At 40.1% G+C, this 22,956-nt stretch carries 20 protein-coding genes; 17 read left to right on the top strand and 3 right to left on the bottom strand.

The genetic code is table 11. From position 1 onward, the window contains the following. Positions 1-45: 45 nt before the first annotated feature. From LH29_RS15305 to LH29_RS15385, 17 genes are all read left to right on the top strand, one after another. On the top strand, positions 46-2,370 hold the full coding sequence (locus tag LH29_RS15305; protein ID WP_082063798.1) for a GH92 family glycosyl hydrolase: 2,325 nt from the start codon (positions 46-48) through the stop codon (positions 2,368-2,370). Positions 2,371-2,485: 115 nt separating this feature from the next. Beyond that, positions 2,486-3,061, top strand: coding sequence for a DJ-1/PfpI family protein (locus LH29_RS15310; RefSeq protein ID WP_045031379.1), 576 nt, complete (start codon positions 2,486-2,488; stop codon positions 3,059-3,061). 22 nt (positions 3,062-3,083) lie between these two features. Further along, on the top strand, positions 3,084-3,500 hold the full coding sequence (locus tag LH29_RS15315) for a GNAT family N-acetyltransferase (protein WP_045031380.1): 417 nt from the start codon (positions 3,084-3,086) through the stop codon (positions 3,498-3,500). A gap of 317 nt (positions 3,501-3,817) precedes the next feature. After that, entirely contained in the window at positions 3,818-5,344 is a 1,527-nt protein-coding gene (locus LH29_RS23930; protein ID WP_052671001.1) for a PAS domain-containing sensor histidine kinase, read from the top strand. A gap of 3 nt (positions 5,345-5,347) precedes the next feature. Then, positions 5,348-5,731 carry a response regulator gene (locus LH29_RS15330; protein WP_045031384.1) on the top strand — a complete coding sequence of 128 codons (384 nt, stop codon included), beginning with the start codon at positions 5,348-5,350 and terminating at the stop codon, positions 5,729-5,731. 370 nt (positions 5,732-6,101) lie between these two features. Next, on the top strand, positions 6,102-9,155 hold the full coding sequence (locus tag LH29_RS23935; RefSeq protein ID WP_052671002.1) for a PocR ligand-binding domain-containing protein: 3,054 nt from the start codon (positions 6,102-6,104) through the stop codon (positions 9,153-9,155). Between the two features lie 181 nt (positions 9,156-9,336). Beyond that, entirely contained in the window at positions 9,337-10,374 is a 1,038-nt protein-coding gene (locus LH29_RS15340; protein ID WP_045031386.1) for an agmatine deiminase family protein, read from the top strand. Between the two features lie 135 nt (positions 10,375-10,509). Beyond that, positions 10,510-11,394: a carbon-nitrogen hydrolase gene (locus LH29_RS15345; protein ID WP_045031388.1), complete on the top strand. Its 885-nt coding sequence runs from the start codon at positions 10,510-10,512 to the stop codon at positions 11,392-11,394. 71 nt (positions 11,395-11,465) lie between these two features. Beyond that, positions 11,466-12,815 carry a serine hydrolase domain-containing protein gene (locus tag LH29_RS15350; RefSeq protein ID WP_045031390.1) on the top strand — a complete coding sequence of 450 codons (1,350 nt, stop codon included), beginning with the start codon at positions 11,466-11,468 and terminating at the stop codon, positions 12,813-12,815. A 712-nt stretch (positions 12,816-13,527) separates the two neighbouring features. After that, entirely contained in the window at positions 13,528-14,313 is a 786-nt protein-coding gene (locus LH29_RS15355) for an ion transporter (protein ID WP_052671003.1), read from the top strand. After that, entirely contained in the window at positions 14,303-16,156 is a 1,854-nt protein-coding gene (locus LH29_RS15360; protein WP_045031392.1) for a hypothetical protein, read from the top strand. The genes LH29_RS15355 and LH29_RS15360 overlap by 11 nt, the downstream gene beginning before the upstream one ends. A gap of 191 nt (positions 16,157-16,347) precedes the next feature. Beyond that, positions 16,348-16,929, top strand: a complete 582-nt coding sequence (locus LH29_RS15365; RefSeq protein WP_045031393.1) for a hypothetical protein — start codon at positions 16,348-16,350, stop codon at positions 16,927-16,929. Positions 16,930-16,965: 36 nt separating this feature from the next. Then, positions 16,966-17,496 carry a hypothetical protein gene (locus tag LH29_RS15370; RefSeq protein ID WP_045031395.1) on the top strand — a complete coding sequence of 177 codons (531 nt, stop codon included), beginning with the start codon at positions 16,966-16,968 and terminating at the stop codon, positions 17,494-17,496. Between the two features lie 75 nt (positions 17,497-17,571). Further along, on the top strand, positions 17,572-17,973 hold the full coding sequence (locus LH29_RS15375; RefSeq protein WP_045031398.1) for a hypothetical protein: 402 nt from the start codon (positions 17,572-17,574) through the stop codon (positions 17,971-17,973). A 121-nt stretch (positions 17,974-18,094) separates the two neighbouring features. After that, positions 18,095-18,250, top strand: a complete 156-nt coding sequence (locus LH29_RS24800) for a hypothetical protein (RefSeq protein WP_198152474.1) — start codon at positions 18,095-18,097, stop codon at positions 18,248-18,250. A gap of 83 nt (positions 18,251-18,333) precedes the next feature. After that, on the top strand, positions 18,334-18,930 hold the full coding sequence (locus tag LH29_RS15380) for a DUF5041 domain-containing protein (RefSeq protein ID WP_045031401.1): 597 nt from the start codon (positions 18,334-18,336) through the stop codon (positions 18,928-18,930). Positions 18,931-19,149: 219 nt separating this feature from the next. Continuing rightward, positions 19,150-19,608 (top strand): hypothetical protein, encoded by a 459-nt coding sequence (locus LH29_RS15385; RefSeq protein ID WP_045031403.1) that lies wholly within the window; start codon positions 19,150-19,152, stop codon positions 19,606-19,608. 157 nt (positions 19,609-19,765) lie between these two features. Here LH29_RS15385 and LH29_RS15390 read toward each other — a convergent pair whose 3' ends face one another. The 3 genes from LH29_RS15390 to LH29_RS15400 all read right to left on the bottom strand — a co-directional run bounded on the left by LH29_RS15390 (position 19,766) and on the right by LH29_RS15400 (position 22,918). Further along, positions 19,766-20,533 (bottom strand): LytR/AlgR family response regulator transcription factor, encoded by a 768-nt coding sequence (locus LH29_RS15390; RefSeq protein ID WP_045031405.1) that lies wholly within the window; start codon positions 20,531-20,533, stop codon positions 19,766-19,768. Between the two features lie 580 nt (positions 20,534-21,113). Then, on the bottom strand, positions 21,114-22,151 hold the full coding sequence (locus LH29_RS15395; RefSeq protein WP_045031954.1) for a sensor histidine kinase: 1,038 nt from the start codon (positions 22,149-22,151) through the stop codon (positions 21,114-21,116). Between the two features lie 137 nt (positions 22,152-22,288). Continuing rightward, on the bottom strand, positions 22,289-22,918 hold the full coding sequence (locus LH29_RS15400) for a tetratricopeptide repeat protein (protein ID WP_045031407.1): 630 nt from the start codon (positions 22,916-22,918) through the stop codon (positions 22,289-22,291). Positions 22,919-22,956: the final 38 nt, after the last annotated feature.

The following is a 22,956-nucleotide window of genomic DNA, read 5'->3' on the forward strand; positions in this document are numbered from 1 at the left end:
AATGGAACGGGTTTTTGTTTTTGGCAAACCACAAAAATTAAATTCATGAAACCACTATTTTATTGCGCCGTATTCTTGGTGCTTTCTATTTCCTGTACAAATCAAAGTGATAAGGACCCGGTTTCAACCATGGCTGTTGAAGATTATAGCCAGTATGTAAATCCGATGGTTGGAACCAGCACCATGGGACATACTTTTCCGGGAGCTACCGCTCCTTTCGGAATGGTGCAGTTGGGGCCGCAAACCGATATGCAGCCTTATTTTAATCCTGATGGCAGCTACAACAAAAAGACCTACGAATATTGTGCGGGTTACCAATATCGCGACACTGCGATAATTGGTTTCGCACACACTAATTTTAGTGGAACCGGCCACTCCGATTTGGGCGATTTTCTGGTAATGCCAACCACCGGCGATTTAGTGCTCGATCCGATAAAAACCAACGACGGAAGCAAAGGGTTCTATTCGGTTTTCTCGCACGATAACGAAAACGCAGCTCCAGGTTATTACAGCGTAAAACTTGATGATTATAATATCGATGTGGAACTTACGGCATCAGAACGAGTGGGTTTTCACCAGTATGAATTCCCCGAAAGCGATGAAGCGCACATTATTCTCGACCTGGTTTATAACATTTATCATTACGATGAGAAAAACGTGTGGACATTTTTGCGCGTTGAGAACGATTCGCTGATTACCGGTTACCGCCAGACAAAAGGGTGGGGCCGCACGCGAAAAGTGTTTTTTGCCATGCAGTTTTCTAAACCTTTTAAGAGTTACGGACACAAAAAATACGACGAGAATAATTACGACGGGCACTACCGGTATTTCGATCAGGAGAAAAACTTCCCTGAAATGGCCGGACGAAATATAAGGGCTTATTTTAATTTCGATACTACCGAAAACGAAAAGCTAAAAGTAAAATTTGCCTTGTCGCCGGTAAGTATGGCAGGCGCATTAAAAAATATGGAGGCCGAAATTCCGCACTGGGATTTTGAAAAGGTAAAAGCCGAAACACAACAGAAATGGAACAACGAACTGGCAAAAATAGAGGTAGAAAGTATCTCGGAAGAGGATAAACGCACATTTTACACCGCGCTGTATCATACTTTACTTAGTCCGATTGTGTATGAAGATGTGGATGGAAATTATCGTGGCCTCGATCAGAACATCCACCAGTCGGAAGGGTTTACCAACTACACTATTTTTTCGTTGTGGGATACTTACCGTGCTTTGCATCCTTTCTTTAACCTCGTTCAGCCGTCGCGTAACAACGACATGATTAAATCGATGTTGGCTCATTACGACCAGAGTGTGCACCATATGCTACCGGTTTGGAGCCATTATGCCAACGAAAACTGGTGTATGATTGGTTATCACTCCACCACCGTTTTGGCCGATGCTGTAGTAAAAGGAGTGGGCGATTTCGACAGGAAACGGGCACTGGATGCAGCAGTTACAACAGCCAAAGTTCCCTATTTTCATGGAATTGGCGATTATATGAAATACGGTTATGTGCCCGAGGATAAAAGTTCGTACTCCGTTTCGAAAACACTGGAATATGCCTTCGACGACTGGTGTATTGCACAGATTGCCAAAAACACCGGAGATGAAGCTATCGAAAACGAGTTCCTGGAACGCTCAAATGCTTACAAAAAAGTGTACGATCCTTCTATTGGTTTTATGCGTCCGAAACTATCAAATGGCGAGTTTCGCAAAGAATTTGATCCGCTGGATACACACGGCCAGGGATTTATTGAGGGTAATGCCTGGAATTACGGATTGTACGTTCCGCACCAGGTGGAAGATATGGTGCAGCTAATGGGCGGAAAGTCACGTTTGTCGGGAATGCTCGACTCATTGTTTACCATGGAACTGGACGATAAATACATTGAAAAGAACGAAGATATTACCCGCGACGGAATGATTGGGAATTATGTACATGGTAACGAACCAGGGCATCATATTCCGTTTTTGTACAACTACACCGGCGAGCCATACAAAACTCAAAGCCGCGTTCGCATGATTATGAAAACCATGTACGGCGCCGAAGTGAACAGTTTGTGTGGTAACGACGATGCCGGACAAATGAGTGCCTGGTACATCTTTAACAGTTTGGGTTTTTATCCGCTGGCACCCGGATCGGAATATTACGAGTTGGGAAGTCCTGCCGTAAAAAAAGCAGTTGTAACTTTTGAAAATGGCAATCAGCTAAGCATAACAGCCAATAACCAAAGCGAGGAGAATGTTTACGTCAGTAAAGTTACGCTAAACGGAAACGAAATTGATGGCACAAAAATCTCACACTTCGATTTAATAAAAGGTGGCGAACTGGTATTTGAAATGAGCGATCAGGCAACAAATAAATAATTCGTTGCTTTAAAGTTGTGCCCGTGTGCTTCATGAGGATTAGTAGCGAGCGAAAGTCAGCACGGAATTTATGGAATGCTTAATTTGAAATATATTCGTATTAAAATTAAAACTCATGAAGAAAGTATTACTGTTACTGGCCAACGGATTCGAATTTTTCGAGGCAAGTGTATTTATCGATGTAATTGGCTGGAACCTTGAAGAAGGCGACAACTCCACAAAACTATACACCTGCGGGGTAACCAAAGAGGTTAAAAGTTCGTTCGATCAGACTTTGGTGGTCGATTACCGGATTGATGAGATTGATGTAAATGATTTTGACGCTCTGGCGCTTCCCGGAGGTTTTGAGGTTTATGGTTTTTACAACGATGCCTACAGCGATAAATTCCTTGATCTGATTCGGGCATTCCGGACAGGTAATAAAGTAATTGCATCCATTTGTGTGGGCGCATTGCCTTTAGCAAAAAGTGGTGTTTTAAAAGGGAAAAACGGAACAACTTACCGAAGTACTGTCAGACGTGAAGCCCTGCAAAATTTTGGCGTAAATGTGTTAGACCAGCCCATTGTGCTCGACGATCAGCTGATAACATCGTGGAATCCTTCAACAGCCGTTGATGTGGCTTTATTGTTGCTTGAGCTGCTAACCACCAAGGAGAACGCTGAAAAGGTTCGGAAGTTAATGGGATTTTAAAACCAGGCAAAAGCAGAAAACGATGATTGACATTTCAACCGATAAGGAAAAGCTCGATATCCGGGTTATTCACAGTTATTTGGCGAACGAATCGTATTGGGCAAAAGGGCGCACCCTGGAAACTGTACAACGCTCGATAGAAAATTCACTTTGTTTTGGTGTATACCTCGAAAACAGGCAGGTTGGTTTTGCACGCGTAATCACCGACTATGCTGTTTTTGCCTGGCTGCTCGATGTTTTTATTCTTCCTGAATACCAGGGAAATGGATACGGCAAAAAGCTCATAAGAGCCATTATGACACACAATAATCTGCAGGGCTTGCGCCGCTGGGGGCTGGGAACCGATGATGCTCACGGATTGTACAAACAATTTGGGTTTGCGCCTTTGAATAAGCCCGGTAATATGATGGAGATACTGAATAAAACCGGCGGACAATAAACCGGCGTAATTCAAACCGATAATGCCAGATTTAATATCTTTGCTTTTATTTTTGTGGTTTTTATGCAAAATGTTAGCGAGATACTCGACGTGGCAATAAGTACCTTACTTTTTCTCTACTTGTTATCATTAATAGGCAAGAGCACCAGCTACGTCAAAACCTGGTGGTTTTGGGGCGTTGGTTTTATTTTATTCTCCAAAGTCAACAGTGTTTTGGAAACACTTATTTTTTCTGCACAAATTAATGTAATCGAGCACACATTTTTTTTAATTGCCTGTATTCTGCTATTTGTTAGTATCGTAAAAAAGGAGCTGTAATGGGAAGTTATATTATTGGAGTAAATATAATATCGGCACTTTTTATTTCCATATCGGCAATAATTGTTTTTGTGCGGCTCTATCGCAACCGGGTTCAATACAAAATATTATTTGGTGTTGCATTAATTATTCTGCTGTCCGGATCGGTTATCAATATCTATCAGCATACAACAATATGGGACAATGCCGAAGAATTTGAACAGATTTTAAGCATCCTGTTTTTGCCCATTATAATTTTTGCTATTTACGAAAGTATTATTGGCGAACAGCTGCGCCGGCGTATAAAAAGCGAGCAAATGTTTAAAGGCATTTTCAACCAAACGTTTTCGTTTGTTGGTTTGCTCGATGGTGAGGGCCGACTGCTAGAAGCCAATTCAACTGCATGCGATTTTATCGGATATAAAAACGATGAATACAGAAAAGTATTCTTCCCGGAAACCAGATGGTGGGAACATTCTTCCGACGAGCGGAAAAAATTAACCGGGGCGATTGAGCAGGCCCGGCAAGGAAAAACCGTTCGATACGAAACCACAAATATCGATAAGGATGGACGAATTCATTATATCGACCTTTCCTTAAAACCGATTTTCGATTCGGGCAACAATATCATTAATTTAATTGCCGAGGGGCGCGATTTTACTGAAATAAAATTGACGAGACTGGAGCTGGAGAAACACAAAAAAAATCTGGAAGACATTGTCGATAAGCGTACATTGGAATTAAAGACGGCCATTGAAGAGCTGCATACAAAAAATGAAGCTTTAAACGAAAAAAATACCATAATTAACGAGCAGAACGCGAAGCTGATAAGTACCCTAATCGACTTAAAAGAAACGCAGGCGCAACTGTTTCAGTCGGAGAAAATGGCTTCGTTGGGAGTACTAACCGCCGGAGTTGCCCACGAAATTAATAATCCGCTAAACTATATTATTGGGGCCTACGAAGGATTAAAACAAAAGGAAATACACCGTAGCGACGAGGAGGCCAAAATTCTTCTTGATGCCATTAAAATGGGTGTAGAGCGTGTATCGGGCATTGTAAAAAGCCTCAACCAGTTTAGCCGAAATACCCCGGCAGACAACGAAGAATGTAACATTCATGAAATAATCGACGACAGCCTGGTAATGCTCCAAAGCCAGTTGAATAACCGAATTCAGATTTACAAGAACTATTCCGACGAATCATTTGTTACTTTTGGCAATGTTGGAAATATTCATCAGGTTTTTTTGAATATTCTTTCCAATGCCGAACAGGCCATTAACGAAAAAGGAAAAATTTGGATTAAAACAACAAAAAACGACAACCATTTAATCATTAAAATAACCGACTCGGGGAAGGGCATAGAAAAGGACGCTATAACCAAAATCACCGATCCGTTCTACACCACCAAAGATCCGGGTAAAGGAACCGGTTTAGGACTCTCAATTGTCTTTGGTATTATTAAAGAACACGGAGGTAGCCTTGAATTTGAGTCGGAAGTAAACAAAGGAACAACCGTAACAGTTATGTTACCAAAAAAGGAGTGAAACATGAACAACAAACCCAAAATTCTTTATGTTGACGATGAAGAACTAAATACCACTGTTTTTCAATTAACCTTCTCGAAAGTTTTTGAGGTGTTAACTGCCGATAGCGGCGTGAAAGGCATGGAGATATTTAACAACGATCCGGACATAAAATTTGTAATTTCCGATATGAGAATGCCGGTTATGAACGGGCTGGAGTTTATACGGAAAATTAAAAACAGGTGTGCGCATATTCCCTGCAGCATCCTTTCTGGCTACCAGGAAAGCCCGGAGATTTTAAATGCTCTCAATAACGGCGAGATAGTCGACTATTTAATGAAACCTTTTGACAAAAAGGCCATCGAACAATTGGTACTAAAACACATTAACAGCACAACCGGGAATTAAGTATTCCACTGGTTGTATCCCCCTGTTCCGGTCTTCAGGCCCGAACGAACTGCCCGTCTATGCGAATCCCGCTTCTGCATATATCTATACGCACAGTAAAAACTAATATCGAAAGCCACGCAATAAAATGGTTCGCCAAATGGCTGCAAAAGCCGGTAAAATTCCTCTGCACTTCGCTTCGCTCAAATAAAAACAACCCCCAATTATATACAAGAAATGAATTAAATCGTTAATTTTCAGCAACGTTAAAAACGTTAAATGCCATGTAAGAGTACCTGGGTATGCTGAATTGACAGGTTGATGCCCTTTATGTTGAAGTTGCTTGTTTGCAAGTTGTTTGCTGAAACCAATAAAATAGAACCTTGAGAGTATGATAAAAAGTAAAATACTGCAATTAATCGATTTTGAGAAGGTTAATACCCTGCTTGAAGGTTTTAATAAATCAACTGGTTTTGTAACGGCAATATTAGACCTCGAGGGCAATGTGCTGTCAAAATCAGGATGGCGGCAAATATGTACTCACTTTCATCGTGTACATCCCGAAACTGCTCAAAACTGCACCATCAGCGATACGGTGTTGGCAGGGCAAATGAACAAAGGCGAAAAGTACCATTGTTACCGGTGTTTAAACGGCTTGATTGATGTTGCCGTTCCCATAGTTATTAAAGGCGAACACATTGCCAATTTGTTTTCCGGCCAGTTCTTTTTTAAATCTCCCGACCCGGTTTATTTTAAGGAGCAAGCCAAAAAATATGGGTTTAATGAAGAAAAGTACCTGGAAGCACTTAAAAAAGTACCGGTTATAAATGAAGAGAAAGTAAAAACAATAATGGAATTTCTGCTCGATATGACTAATCTGATTAGCGATATCACTTTTCAGAAGCAGGAATTAATGGATTTGAACGATGCCTTGCGAACCAGCGAAGAACGTTACCGGCTTATTCTGGAAAACAGTATGGATGCAATAATCCTTAAAACAGCCGATGGAGCAATTCTCTCGGCGAATAAGGCAGCATGCGAAATGTTTCAACGCTCGGAAGAAGAAATTTGCAAAGTAGGTATAAATGGATTAGTTGTGCCGAATGATCCGGGATTTGCAGCGATTCTTGATGAAGAGAAGCAAAAAGGCCGGGCCAAAGGTGAACTTTTTATGCGGAGAAAGGATAACGAAGTTTTCCCTGTTGAGATTTCATCGTCGGTTTTTGCCGATCACGAAGGGTTTAACCGGATAAGCATGATTATCCGCGATAATACCGAAAGAAAGTTAACGGAAGAGAAAGTGCGGCAAAAAGATATCGAGTTTAGAAAACTTTCGGCAAATGTTCCCGACCTGCTGTTTCAATTTACCAGGAAACCCGACGGCAGCTATTGTGTTCCCATAGCATCAGAAGGCATACAGCAAATATTTGGTTGTTCTCCGGCTGATGTTGTCGATAATTTTGACCCGATAGCCAGGGTGATTTACCCGGAAGATGTTGCCAGGGTAAATAGCGCTATTGAATATTCGGCAGAACATCTGACCTATTTTACCTGTGAGTTTAGGGTGCAAATACCGGGGAGAAATATTCAATGGATTTATTCCCGATCAACACCCGAAAGATTACCCGACGGAAGCATTACCTGGTATGGCTTTAATATGGACATTACCAAAATTAAAGAAACCGAACAGGCGCTGCAAAACGCAAAAGAAATTGCTGAGCAAAACGAATTGCTTATAGAAAAACAATATGCCGAATTAAAAAAGTCTGAACTTCAACTGAAACAATCTGAAGAAGAAATCCGGCTTAAAAACAAAATATCCAATTCCATTATTCTGGGCTACGAAGACAAATTCTTTAAATCAATCCTCGATATTATTCTAAACACCTTAAAATGCTCATTTGGATTTTTTGGATATATTTCCGACAAAAACGGACAAACATTGGTTTGCCCAACGATGACCCAAGGTGTTTGGGGTAAATTCCAGGTGCCCCATAAAACAATCGAATTCCCCGAAGAAGTATGGTCAGGAATTTGGGGCACAAGTCTGATTAAAAAGAAAAGTATCTTTCGAAATGAAAACCTGAAATTCCCGATGGGGCATATACAGTTAAAAAATGCCCTGGCAGTTCCAATTCTGATTCACGAAAAATTAATCGGGCAAATTGTTGTAGCAAATAAAGAGGGTGGTTTTAACGAAAACCACAAACATATGCTTGAAGATATTTGCAATTACATCGCACCTTTGTTGCGCGCAAAACTCGGTGAAGAAAAATATAAAGCAGAACTTGTTTTTGCCAAGGAGAAAGCCGAAGAGGCCAACCAGTTAAAAACCGAATTCCTTAACAACATGTCTCATGAGATTCGTACGCCAATGAATGGGATTATCGGTTTTTCCGAGATGCTTAATAACCCGGATCTTTCTTACGAAAAAAGAAAGTATTATTCTCAAATTGTCCAAAACAGCAGCCGTCAATTGCTCCGGATTATTGATGATATACTGGAAATTTCAACATTGGAAACCAGGCAGAAAAAAATTAATGAAACAACATTCTCTCTGAATGATTTTTTAATGGAACTATTTTCAATTTTCAGTCTGAAATCAAAAGAACGAAATGTTCCACTCTATCTAAAAAAGGCCTTGCACGACAATGAATGCGAAATAAGTACCGATAAATCAAAACTGAATAAAATACTGAGTAACCTGCTCGAAAACGCCATTAAGTTTACGCACTCCGGATTTATCGAATTTGGGTATAAAATCGAACAGAACAATATCGTTTTCTATGTGAAGGATACCGGAATTGGCATTTCCAGCAATAGTTTCGAACTTATTTTCGAACGGTTTTCGCAGGAAGATAAAGAAATTTCGAAAAAACACGGCGGACTGGGATTAGGCCTGTCCATATCAAAAGAAAATGCCATTCTATTGGGAGGCGACATCACACTGGAATCGGTAAAAGCGAAGGGATCTACTTTTTATGTAACCATACCATTTAAACCGGCCAATAACACCAAACACCTGTTGCAAACCGGGGCAGCTGACGGGGCATCTGGTAAACCGGCAAAAAACTTTACTATTCTTGTTGCCGAAGATGAAGAAGTAAATTTTCTGTTTATAGAGGCGCTGTTTGAAGCAAAAAATGGAAAAGAATTCGATATTCTTCATGCAAAAAATGGCCAGGAGGCAGTGGATTTATGCAGGCAAAACAAAAAAATCGACCTCGTGTTAATGGACATTAAAATGCCTGTTATGAACGGCCACGAAGCAACGGCAAAAATAAAATCAGAGTTCCCCGACTTGCCGATTATTGCCCAAACAGCCTATTCCAGGTATTCCGACAAACAACTGGCTATAAAACACGGATGTAACGACTTTATTTCAAAACCACTGAATAAAGAGAAATTATTTAGCCTCATCGATAAGCATTTGAAAATAGGATAGGATCGAGCTACAAGCTACTAGTATCCAGTATCCAGTTGAGCGAAGCGAAAATCCCGACCGTAGCGTCGGGGCATCCAGTTTCCAGCAAGCTTCAGCTAAAAGATAGGAGAAACTTTTACCCAAAAGACGAAACTGTGTAATTTCGTTTTATTTTTGAGGCCGAAAGTTTACAGAAAGAAGCATGAATAATTCAGCAGTTCAGAGTCTGCGTTTGCCCGCCGAGTGGGAGCCGCAGTCGTTTTTACAACTTACCTTTCCGCATTGCGACAGCGATTGGGCTTATCTATTAGAGGAAGCCAGTGCCTGTTTTGTGGATATCATTGAAGCCGCCGCACGCTTTCAGAAGGTACTGGTGGTTTGCGACAACGTGAAACGTGTTCGTGCGTATTTCCGAAATACTTCGAATGTTTATTTTGTTGAAGTTCCGTCGAACGACACCTGGGCGCGCGACCATGGTGGAATTACTGTTCTCGATAATGGGAAAGCCGTTGTTCAGGATTATATATTTAACGGTTGGGGAAAAAAGTTCGAAGCCGGACTGGATAATCAAATCACTAAAAGTTTGATTGATCAGGGTTTTCTTCAGCAATGCGAATTAAAAAGTTTCGATTTTGTATTGGAAGGCGGCTCCATTGAAAGCGATGGTAGAGGGACGATTCTTACCACCACCGACTGTTTGCTGGAGGAGAACCGCAACCCGCAGTATACTCAACAAGAAATTGAGGATATTCTGAAACAGAATTTTGGTGCAAAACGTGTTTTGTGGCTTAACAGCGGTTACCTGGCCGGCGACGACACCGATTCGCATATCGATACAATTGCCCGCCTGTGTAACGAAAATACCATTGCCTACGTGGGGTGTAACAACCCGGAAGACGAGCATTTCGGGGCGCTGCAAAAAATGAAAGCCGAACTGGAGCAGTTTACTACCGAAGATGGAACACCTTACAAGCTGGTTGAACTTCCGTTTGCAGATCCTTGTTTTGATGACGAAGGGAACCGTTTACCGGCAACTTATGCAAATTTCACCATTATCAACGGTGCGGTGTTGCTTCCGGTTTACGGATTAAAACAAGACGCCGAAGCTGTCGATATTTTGCAGCGGATTTTTCCTGAAAAAGAAATAATTCCAATAAATTGCAGGGTATTGATCGAGCAACACGGGTCGCTGCACTGCGTAACCATGCAGTATCCGGAAGCGGTAAAATTGAAGAGTTAAGTAAACTTATAAAATTGAATGCCTTTATACATTGCGAAAACCCCTCCTAATCTTCCGCCAGCTGGCGGGGAGGAACCGTCCCCCTTTGGGGGATTCAGGGGGTCAGTGAAACGGCAAAAAAATTGAATAAAGATCATGAGCAAACTAAAAGTAGGTATCATACAGCAGAAACGTTCGGGGAACAAAGACGAAAACACTCAAAACAGTTTAAAGGCCATTAAAAAATGTGCCGAAATGGGAGCTGAACTGGTTGTGTTGCAGGAGCTGCATGCCAGTCTTTATTTTTGTCAGGTAGAGGATGTCGATCTTTTTGATCTGGCAGAACCGATACCGGGAAAAGATACCGAAATATATGCCGCAGCAGCTAAAGAAAATGGCGTTGTGTTGGTGACTTCGCTTTTCGAAAAACGTGCTGCCGGACTGTACCACAACACCGCTGTGGTTTTTGAGAAAGACGGATCGATGGCAGGGAAATACCGCAAAATGCACATTCCTGACGATCCCGGGTTTTACGAAAAATTCTACTTCACCCCCGGCGATATGGGTTTTGAACCCATCGATACTTCGGTTGGACGACTCGGATTGTTGGTTTGCTGGGATCAGTGGTATCCCGAAGGAGCACGCTTAATGGCATTGGCCGGAGCAGAAATGCTTATTTATCCTACAGCTATTGGTTGGGATCCGGCTGACAACGACGATGAAAAAGCCCGCCAGCTTGATGCATGGATCATTTCGCAACGCGGACATGCAGTTGCCAATGGCCTGCCCGTAATCAGCGTTAACCGTACCGGTTTTGAACCCGATGTTACCGGAATGGGTAACGGTATCGAGTTTTGGGGAAATTCATTTGTTGCAGGTCCTCAGGGCGAATTTATTAAACAACTGTCGGCACACGACGAGCAAATCGAAGTGGTGGAGATCGACCGCAAACGCACCGAAGATGTGCGCCGTATCTGGCCTTTCCTCCGCGATCGACGCATCGATGCCTACACCGATCTTTTGAAACGTTACCGCGATTAAAGGGTGTATTGAACTATTTATCAGCTAAATCGTCTTATTTTCGTAAATTGTTAAATCCTAATTCTACGATAATGAGAAAAATACTCCTTTTGTGCCTGGTAACGGTATCTCTTTTTTCCTGCAGCCCAAAACAACAGCTAACAGCAAAATCCGATCTGGAAATATTTGCTGATTCCCTTTTCAAAGCCGATATCGACAGCTCGTTTATTGCCGGAGCTTCTGTACTGATCGCTCAGCACGGGAACAAATTACTGGACAAATCATACGGTCTGGCCAGCCTCGAATTGAATGCTTCAGTTCCGGTTAATGCTTCTTTCGAAATTGGTTCGGTAACCAAACAGTTTACCGCCGCTGCCATTCTCAAATTAAGGCAGGAAGGCAAACTGTCGCTGAATGATGAGCTAACCGAATACGTTGATTTCGATACAAAAGGAAAAGAAGTAAACATCAGTAATTTGCTTTATCACACCTCAGGAATTCCCGGTTACACAGAGATACCCGAATTTTGGGACTTGAGTATCGAGCAGCACGAAAAAGACACCTTGCTCAGAATGGTAGAACAGCACGATTTTCTTTTTGAACCCGGAGAGGCAATGATCTACAGCAACAGTGGTTATTTTCTGCTGGGATTGATTATTGAAAAGGTAAGCGAAATGTCGTACGAAGATTACCTCGACGAAGCGTTTTTTAAGCCGCTCGGAATGGATCATACTTACTATTGCAGTACTTCGGAACCCGTAAAAGGAAAAGTTTACGGCTACGAATACACTCCGGAAGGTTTGATGCAAAAATCGTATATCGATCACACCTGGCCGTATGCAGCGGGCTCCTTGTGTAGCACAAAGGAAGACCTTTTAACGTGGCTGGAAGCGCTTCACGGAGGCAGTGTGCTCGACGAGGAAGGATACAGTTTAATGACCACCCCCGGAACATTAAACGACGGCAGTTTATTGCGCTATGCTATGGGGCTCGATCACTTCAGCCTGTCGGGAAATGAAATGATAGCTCACGGTGGAGGGATCAATGGTTTTCTATCCGAAACCCGTTATTTCCCCGATGCCGACCTTTATGTAATTTGCCTGGTAAATACCGCCGGACCAAAAGGTGCGAGCTATTTTGCCGACAAGTTGACCTGGAACATTCTTGACAAAGTACAACCGGAAGCAACAGACACAGCCAGCGATCTTCAGCGTTATAACGGCAAATATACCGGCCCGGTGAGGGGACGAAATGTTACACTTGATGTTAGCGCTTTGGATAACGGTTTTACGCTTATAGCCAAAGGTTCGGAAGATATGGATACCGTTAACACTTACCTAGGAAACGATGCCTGGGCCGATGGTACCGATATCTACAAATTCACCGACGACAAACTAAAAATCGACATGGTTTACGGTTATTATATTCTGGATAAAGAATAACAACCGTCCCGAAGTTTCGGGGCCACAAGTCGCAAGTTAAGCGAAGCCAAATCCCGACCGCAGCGTCGGGGTCGCAAGTTAAGCGCAGCGCAATCCCAACCGTAGCGTCAGGACATCAAGCATTGTAATCTAAAAGATCACTTCGGTCCCCGTCCGTCGGTTGCCGGACAGCTCCCTCGTGATGACAAGGTGTGTAGTAACGAATGCCGCGGACGGCAACTAACTTGTTTTCACTTTATACTTCTTGTCCGCGGCTGATACTTATCAACCAAATCGTCATTGCGATCCCGATGAGTAAAACGAATCGGGAGAAGCAATCTCACCGCTCCCACACGAATCCTTTCGCGTGGAAAAAGCTTCCAGTTAAGCGAAGCGAAAATCCCGACCGCAGCGTCGGGGTATCCAGTTAAGCGAAGCGCAATCCCGACCGCAGCGTCGGGACATCCAGAATCCAGAATCGAGTATCCAGCATCCAGGTAGGCTATATCAACCCAGAACTACCCAATTCCCAACACATGTTTACAATAATCCCCACCAACCATTTTCATAACAAAATAATTTAGTTAAATTAGTTCCCCATAATCCGGTGACACCCAGAACGATTAGCAGCGAGAGATTTTTGCCACCCCAGGGATTGAGAATTTATAGGCGCTATGAGTGTGACTATTATATTACACCAATAGTAAATAGGAATCGATGATGCTCAATTGAAATGATTAAAAAACTCTTCTTAAATGATAGATTTATCCTCGGACTAATTCTTTTGAACTCCGTAATATTATTTATTGGTTCATACTTCCTCTCGGAAAGTGACAAGCAAATCTTGGCAATAATTGACAATTCGATTACTGCATTATTCATTATCGAATTAATTATCAAATGCAATGAATTTGGAATTAAAGGTTATTTCGAATCCAATTGGAATAAACTCGATTTTGTTCTCATTTTGCTTTCGATTCCAGCATTGATAACTTTCATTTTTAATTTAAATATCATTGATTTTAGTTTTTTGCTCGTATTCCGAATAATGCGGGTCTTCAAGGCTTTCAGATTTTTCAAATTCATCCCAAATGTTGGAGAATTGGTTGCAGGTGTTCAACGAGCATTAAAAGCTTCAGTTTTTGTGTTTTTAGGTTTCGCTGTTTACATTTTTATTATAGGAGTACTTTCGTTTTACCTTTTTCAAAACAGCAATTCTGAATATTTTGAAAATCCTATGGTTTCTCTGTACTCTACATTTAAGATTTTCACAGTTGAAGGTTGGTTTGAAATTCCTGAACAAATAATAAAGAATTATTCAAAAGCGGGTATCTTTTTTACTTATCTCTATTTCATTTTTGTTGTGCTAACAGGAGGAATATTTGGTCTTTCAATAGTGAATTCCATCTTCGTGGATTCAATGGTTAGTGACAATAACGATGAATTAGAAAGAAAAATTGATGACCTTGATTCTAAAATAACCGAAATACTAACAAAAATCAATACTAATGAAACTTGAAAAAATCCTCGATAATGTTAACTCTCTTGAGAAAAATTCTTTCCTAAAAATAATTGACAACATAAAGTCTGGTAATCCCAAAAACAGTAAGGAAATTGACAAAATTCTTTCTGCAAGTAGTGATAATTTGAAGAGTGTTGACAGTATTAATATTGCCAAGGTCTTCGATCTTATTAAAGATGAATTTGCAGAAACTATAAAAGCTGAATTTGTTAATACAACCTCGCAATTAGATATTCTTATAGACATCATCACAAAAGATGGTAACAATATTTTGAAACAAGACTGGTTTGCGCGGCTTTACGAAAAGGAATTAGCAAAAATTAAAAAGAGAACCAAAGAACTTAAAATACAACTGGAATCCGATAAATCCGAAATACCTGAAACAAGGAAACGGGATTATATAATTTACAAAGCATGTGTGGAAACTGCTTACAACAACGATTATGAGAACAACAGAGAATCGAAAATAACAGATGACGAATTATCAATTTTACTCACACTGACAAATCAATTGGATTTATCCCAGGAGGAAGTAAAACTGATAAACTATTTGATAATTCCACCAGAAAAATCTGACATTGAGAATATAACAACCTTTTTGAAAAATATTGGAGTTGTCTTTTATTCAAGGAAGAATAATGTGATTTATGTTGCGGATGAAGTTGTAAGAGTATTACGAAAAATCAGGAAAAAGGAAATTGCGGATAAATATTACCGACGTGTTCTGAAAACATTAAAAGAGTCGCAAATAAATCTGGTTTGTCGCAAACACAGTATTGATACCAAAGAGCTTGATTATGAGTCTAAAATCAAACAAATAATTAAAGAAGGGATTTCATTTTTCACTTTACTTAAAAGTGGCATACATAAAGATGGGACGAACTTGACCGATAGAAAAAAGACAATTAATGATATTTGGAATAATGGATTAAAAATATCCTCAAATCTAAAAGGGGTTACGGTTGAAGAAAAAATTGAAAATATTATAAGTTATTTCAATGAAATTGAACTTGATGAAAAAGTCGGGATTTCAGTGGAAGGCTACGAGAAGTTGCTTTTAGAAATAAATGATGAATTAAAATCATTTAGGAAATTGGTACTTAATGAATTTGAGATGCCCGAAGAAACTATCTTAAATAGTGCCACGCTATTGGACTTCAATATAAAACCCAGAGATGTTTTAGACATTTTACCGGTTGAAGATTTGAAATCATTTATCGCAGCAAAAGAGTTAAAATCAAGAGGAGACCTCGTTCTTAACATTTTAGATGCATATAAAGATGCTGAAAACTTACTAATTGAAAACTATGTTGCAATTGGATTTAGGAACCTGAATTTATTGAGGGATAATGGAATAACGATAAAAGAAAGTGAGTTGGGTTTAAAGTTTGAATGTATTACGCAAAAAATATTCGAACAACTTGGGTTCAATGTTGATGAATCGCTAAAGAAAAAGCTGAATACAGCGAAAAACAAAATAGACCTTGTTTTAAATTTAGGAAACAATGATGTGATAATTGTTGAATGTAAAACAATTAAAGAAAGTGGATATAATAAATTTAGCTCAGTATCAAGACAGATAAAATCATATGTTGATTTAGCAAAGAAGAACGATTTAAATGTTGTAAAATCGTTACTTGTTGCACCAGATTTTAGTGATGATTTTGTAAATGATTGTGACTTAGAATTCGAAATAAATTTATCGTTGATAACGGCAGGGTCTTTAGTTAATATCCTTGAAGGATTCAGAGAATCTAAACATAAACAATTCCCTTATCAGCTGTTAATGAAAGATGTATTGATTAAAGAAGAAAGAATTTTAAAAGCGATAAAAAAATAGATTCAACGCTCGCTCAACTCCCCCTCGTTTGGAACGAGGGGTAAACAGTCAGTCGTTTGCAACGACAAGATCGTGACACGAGGTAAAAGATTCAGCGATAATCAGTAAAATCAAAGTCATCAGCGTTATATTTCAACTCCACTAAGTTTGCAACAACAAAACTCAACGAATAAAAACCAACAACAAAACAAATGAAATCAATTACCCTTGAATTTTCGAAACTTCAGATTCTAAAAGACAGAGAAAGATGGCGGCTGTATTTTATCGTGGTTGCCGAACATCCGGAGGATAACGATAAAATGATTGTTTCTACTTTTCCCGATCCATATATCAGGTTAAAACCCAACAAAGAGAATATCATCAACTTCGAGCCTGAAGGAAGTCCGGGAGCCGACGGAATGTTTGTAATCGAGCGCGAATTACCTGCCGATAAAAAAATAAAAGCCCGTGTTTACCTGAGGCAAAGCAGAGATAAAACACGAAATGTAGGTGAAGCACTCTCAAACCTTCAGAAGACACTGGGCGGCGATGCTTTCGAGATTGTAACCGATCTTATGGGATCGGGATTACCCTGGCTTGTTGTGGCCAAAAAGGCAATACCCATGATCGGGAATATACTCGGTAGCATGAAAGACCGTGATATGGGTTTTGTAAACATGGACGAACGATTTGGCAGCGAGTTTAAACCCGGAATTAAAGCCGAACGCCATACCGAATTTTCAACCGGCGAAGCAAAGATCTGGTGGAAATGGAGCATTAGCGATGAGGTATAATTCTAAAAATATTGTTACTGCAAGGGAAAACCTAAAATGAATAGAATCAACTCAAAAACATATCATCAGCTGAAGTATTATAATAACTACAACCACCTTACTGTAGCCGGGGTTCTGGTAGTATTTGGACTTCTAATGCTTGTCGGCATCTCAACTTTTCCAAAGAACTTAGTTTTAGCACTTCTGTTTTTTACACTTGCATACCTTGGTTATCAGACGCTAAAAACAACAAAACCAATTTCAATCGATAGAAACAATATCTGTTTAGGGAAAATGGTAAATGGATTTAAACAAACGAATATAAATGCGAATTCTATCGACAGTATAGAATTGGTTTACGAGATAAAAACAGAGTTTAGTGTAGCGGCTGCTTATATTGGAGGAGAAGTGGATAAACATTCAGATTATTACCAGATAAAACTAAAAGATAATAGCCTTATCCGGTTTGATAACCTATACGACAAACAGTTGCAAAATGATTTAAAACTATGGTGTCGGTATAATAATGTTGCGGTAAACTTAAACGTCAGAAAGATTATAAAAGAGAATGATGATTCAATTCTCTAACTCCCCCTCGTTTGTAACGAGGGGTAAACAAGCTGTCGTTTGTAACGACAAAACATAACGAATAAAACCTAAAATATGAACTTTAGAGCATCCTTCTGCGACCCATTTAAGCCTGATATAATTGAAATAGGCAAAATAGAACAAGAGAAAATTTTAGAGACTTTTCATAAAATTCCATGGTCAGATTTACTGGCAAAGATGAAAACCGCAAAACAGAGCGAAATCTTTTATTCTCCATCATTGGAGATTGAAAATAGAGACAATAAAAATGGACTTTCTGTTTCCGCTATCGATGGAACCGAATGGTATATCTTCTACAAAAGACCAAAACTTGTAAAAAAATTCTTTGGATTAACAGAGAAGATGGACAACGACTATTTAACCGACATCCAAGGGCAAACAGAAAATGATGTAATAGAATGCCTGAATGCATTAATAAAAAATGACTTACAATTTTTAGAGAATAAAATTAAATAGATCTTAATTTCATCCTCCAACTCCCCCTCGTTTGTAACGAGGGGTAAACATCCTGTCGTTTGTAACGACAAAACATAACGAGTAAAAATTAAAAACAATAAAAACAATAAAAACAATAAAAATGCAAACATTAATTTTTCTTCCAATTCTTATTTATGTAGCCCTGGTAGTTGCTATTCTGTATTTCATTTTTAAATGGGTAAATACATTTATTCAGCTAAAACAGGAACATAACGAGTTGCTAAAAGAAATCATCAAAAAAATGGATTCGAAATAGCCTTCTCCGTTACCGAGTCCCGAAGTTTCAGGGATTTCGCGTAGTATAAAACTAGTCATCACACATCTTTAAACCCGTTAATCATGAGAAAATCATTTAGACTCATTTTTACAATTGTTTTTATTTGTTTGATTCCTGCATTAAGTTTTGCTCAGAAATCAATAAGCGAATTAAACAGTAAAGATCTTCGCGCCTCATTAAAATTGTTAGGAGTGGAAGTTTTTAAGTACGACTTTTCTGATGCTGAACCGAACTGCGGCCTAACCATTTATATTGAAGAATACAACAAGGATTCGCTTCTGAGTTCTCATCCGTTCAATTTTGGTTTGTGGGACAAAGACCTCGGAGAAAAGGAGTTTGAATTAATTGCAAAGGTAAGTTCCGACACTACCCAAACCTATTGGTTAAATCTTATTCACCCAAAAATGCAGGTAAAAGACCGGATTAATGTTGCACCTGAATTTAGAAACGCGCATTACTGGATGGAAATAGAGGAGGGTGAATTAGAATATGATAAGAAAATACCTCTGCTTTTTTATGGACAGGCATGGGAAGATGAAATACAGGGAATGAAAATTCGTAGGTTTTGCTGGGGCCAGGCCATTGGACGAGACATGAAAAATGAAAATTTAGAGAAAATTGAACACATGGTTTTAATCAGCTATGAGCTAAAGAGGTAATAAAAACTATCTGCCTCAACTCCCCCTCGTTTGTAAAAAGGGGTAAACAGTCAGTCGTTTGCAACGACAAGATCGTGACACGAGGTAAAAGAATCAGCGAAAATCAGTAAAATCAATGTCATCAGCGTTCCAATATCAATTCTTCGCTTGCGCCTCCCGAAACTTCGGGATGCACTAACAATGGGAAAAATATCATAACATCATAAAAACCTAAAGTATATGAGCTTCCTAAAATATTCGAACACAGCAGAAAAGACGATTCATGTAAATTTGGATCTGTATATTGATTCTTTCAAGAATAAAATTCAGGAAAGATTAAGAAACTTTGAAGCCCAATCAGAAATTCAAAACGATACGATAACATTCAAACGAATGGTGAGAAATACAACACATTCCGGACAGAATAAAATCGAAGCGATGAAATTAGTAAGAGAAGGATTGATCCGGATTGAAAGAGTTGATACAACAAAAATCAGAATAGTTTGGGAAGTTAAGTTGGATGCATTATTGTTTTTATCCATCTCAGTCGGACTGGTAATCGGTTTGCTTGCCTTATTTGCCAGTTCGATGATACTAATCTCAATGCTAATTGAATTACTATTTTCCTCGATTATGTATTTTATCGGGTGTTCAATTGTAAAATCACAAATTGATAAAATTGTAGCCACTGGCCACTAGTCATCAGTCACTGGTCATTAGTCATTAGTCACTAGTCTTTAGTCGCTAGTCATTAGTCACTACCAGTATCTAGTATCCAGTAACCAGCAAAATCACCGTCATCAGCGTTCCAAAACTTCAATTGTCAGGAACAAAAACTGCCAACTGTGACTGCCAACTAAACTTCACCTTCCAGCCAGCTCTTAAAGCTTTTCACTTTCTCGCGGGCCACCAGGAAATCATCATCATTGCCCTGTTGCACCTTTAGTTTTAAACGCGAGTTACTGTAGGCAATCACATCGCTGATACTTTTTAAAGCCACCAGGTATTTACGGTTAATACGGAAAAACTGGTTCGGATCAACCATCGTTTCCACCAGCTCCAGGCTCTGGTCGAGCAGGTAATCCTTACCATCCGAAAGTTTGGCGTAAGTACCTTTCTCGAAACTATAGAAATACAGTACATCGGTGGTTTCAATCACCCTAAGATGTGTACCCACTTTCACCAAAAAACGCTCTTTGTAATTTTTCTTTTTCAGCGAGGCCATAACCTCATGCAGAATATCGGGAGTAAAAGAAGACCTTACGGGTTTAGCCAGTTGTTCAAACTTATCGAGTGCCTTTTTTAGCTCGGTGCGTTCAATGGGTTTCAATAAATAATCCACGCTGTTCACTTTAAAAGCACGAATGGCATAATCGTCATAGGCCGTTGTAAAAATGACGGGCTGGTTAAACGATGTTTGTTCAAATATTTCAAAACTCAGTCCATCGCCCAGCTGAATATCAAAAAATGCCAACTCAGGCGCTTCGTTGTTTTGCAACCATGCAACCGTAGCTTTCACGGTATCGCACACCGCCAGTATTTGCGCCTCGGGTTGCAAGGCAGAAATGTGCGCAGCCAGCTGTGCCGCTGCCAATGGTTCGTCTTCTACGATCAGTATTTTCATCTTTTAGCTACTAGCCGCTAGCTTCAAGCTATAAGCTTGTTTTTAGCATTATTCTTTTCAGTATTGAAGCATTTGCTTTTTAGTTACAAGTTGCAAGTTACAAGCTTCAAGTTATTCCAACATTATAGTTTCGAGTCACGAGCTTCGAGCCGCGAGTTTATCCTTCATCACCCAATAACGCACCACCTCAATCCCTCAATCCCTCAATGACTCAATAACTCAATCACTCATTCCCTAATTTCCTTCCATCCTTCGACTCCCGACGCTTCGATCGGGACAGGTCCGCTCAGGATGACATTCTGCTAACTGAGACTGCGACTGAAAACTTTCAAAATCTACAATCGTTAATCATCATTCCCTAACAGTGACGAGTCACGAGCTACGAGCCGCGAGCTTATCCTTCATCACCCATTAACGCACCACCTCAATCCCTCAATCCCTCATTCCCTAATTTCCTTCCATCCTTCAACTCCCGATGCTTCAATCGGGACAGGTCACCTCAGGATGACGTTCTGCTAACTGAGACTGCGACTGAAAACTTTAAAATCTAAAATCACCCACTTCCTCATTCCCTCATTCACTAACTTCCTTCTTCAATCCTTATCAGCGGAACGCTCACCCGAAAGTAACCGCCGTTCTTCGATACGATCATTTCTTTCCCGGTAAGGTATTCATAACGTCCGGCCATGTTTTTAAGGCCTGTTTTACTGCTATCTTCCACCTGCGTTTTTGGCTGAAGGTTGTTTTCTACCACCAGCTCGTAATTGTCGGAAATAGCCACCACAATTTTTAGCGGATTGGCTTTTGATATTTCGTTGTGTTTAATGGCGTTTTCTACCAGTGCCTGCACCGACAGCGGAATAACTTTCCCTTCCACCTTTTCGTTGGCAATAATATCCACCTGAAGTGCCTCGCCAAAACGAATTTGCTGCAGGTAAATGTATTTCGTCACAAAATCGATCTCTTCTTTCAGCGAAATAATATCGAGGTCTTTAAACTGCAGCACATCGCGGTAAAATTTGGAGAGTTCGCGTGTAAACTGTTTGGCTTTTTCCACATCAATATCGATGAGGCTCCCAAGCACATTCAGGCTGTTAAAAAGAAAATGCGGATTGATCTGATCCTGCAGCACTTTGTATTTCAGGGCCAGCGATTCGCGTTTTACCTCTTCCTTTTGTCGTACCTCGTTACGCCAGGCTTTAAAAAACGAAATGGCATAAATAATCGATGCTACGATAATAAAAATGATGTACTCCGCAATAATGGTTCCGCGGTTGTATTCCCAAAATGAGGCCCACTCGCGATCCATTACATGAATAAACCAAAACCAGTTTACGGTCCAGATGACAAAACTGGAATATAAAAGATGCATAAGCAGGGCACGAACTACACTTGTTCCCGGACGATTTACCCAATCGATGTAACGTTTTTCGAACCATCCGAAAAGGTACCCGTTGGCAAACAGCGGGAGGCCCAGGCTTAACGAATAACCGGCACTCCACAGGAACTGCCTGAAGGGAACGTTTAACGATCCGCCCATAAGCACAGAAGTTACCATGCCAATAAGAATGGAAAAAACAATGGCTACCAGCCAGTTGATGATTACGCGCTTGCGCATTTGTTTTGTTTTATTTGATTTTTGAGTTTTCAAGATAGTAAAATTACCAGTGATAGAAATCAAAAGAGAAAGATGGAACGGAATTTTACTTGCAGTTCCACCAATCTCGTTCTATTTATACTTAAAAACTAAGGAATTTACTGCTCGCACTGGCTAAGCAACTGCTCGTTATGCACATTGCCCCAGGTTGGCATTAGAGGATTGGTTGGTTGGTTTGATTCAAACATTTTGGCAGCTTTTTCCAGGTCGGGTTTGGCTTTTTCGGCACCGCCACCAAAAAACTTCGGCGTATGGAAAGTATTGCTTCCTCGCAGGTAATATACCCGTGGATTCTCCGGATTTAAACGTTCTGCCTGTTTAATGGCATCCGATGCTTTCATCGAATATTTGGCACCCTTGCTCATGTCGGTTATCCGTATCTGATACAACAAAGCCTGTAAAGCATAAACTTCTGATTCGTCGTCGTTTGTTTTCATCAGCTGATCCACTAAAGCCTGTGCTTTGTCCAATTGGGCATGTTTGGCATCATCATCCATTTCATCAAAAAAGGTAGAGCGGATAAAACAATACGCTGCGTAATAGTTGGGCAACCATTTGTCTTGTTCGGCATTGCCAATACGTTCGAACTGGTTGGCTAAAACCTGCAATTCGGCAGAAGTGTGCAGCTGGTATAATTTGTCGATGTTTGTTTTCATGGTTTCTTCGTACTTCGAAGAAAAAGCAGTAGTTGAAAGGACTACGAGTAGGATGGTGATAATTGTTTTCATGACTTTGAGTATTAATGATTATTACTGTTTGATTTATT

The organism is Draconibacterium sediminis, assembly GCF_000949475.1.
Taxonomy (GTDB): Bacteria; Bacteroidota; Bacteroidia; order Bacteroidales; family Prolixibacteraceae; genus Draconibacterium; species Draconibacterium sediminis.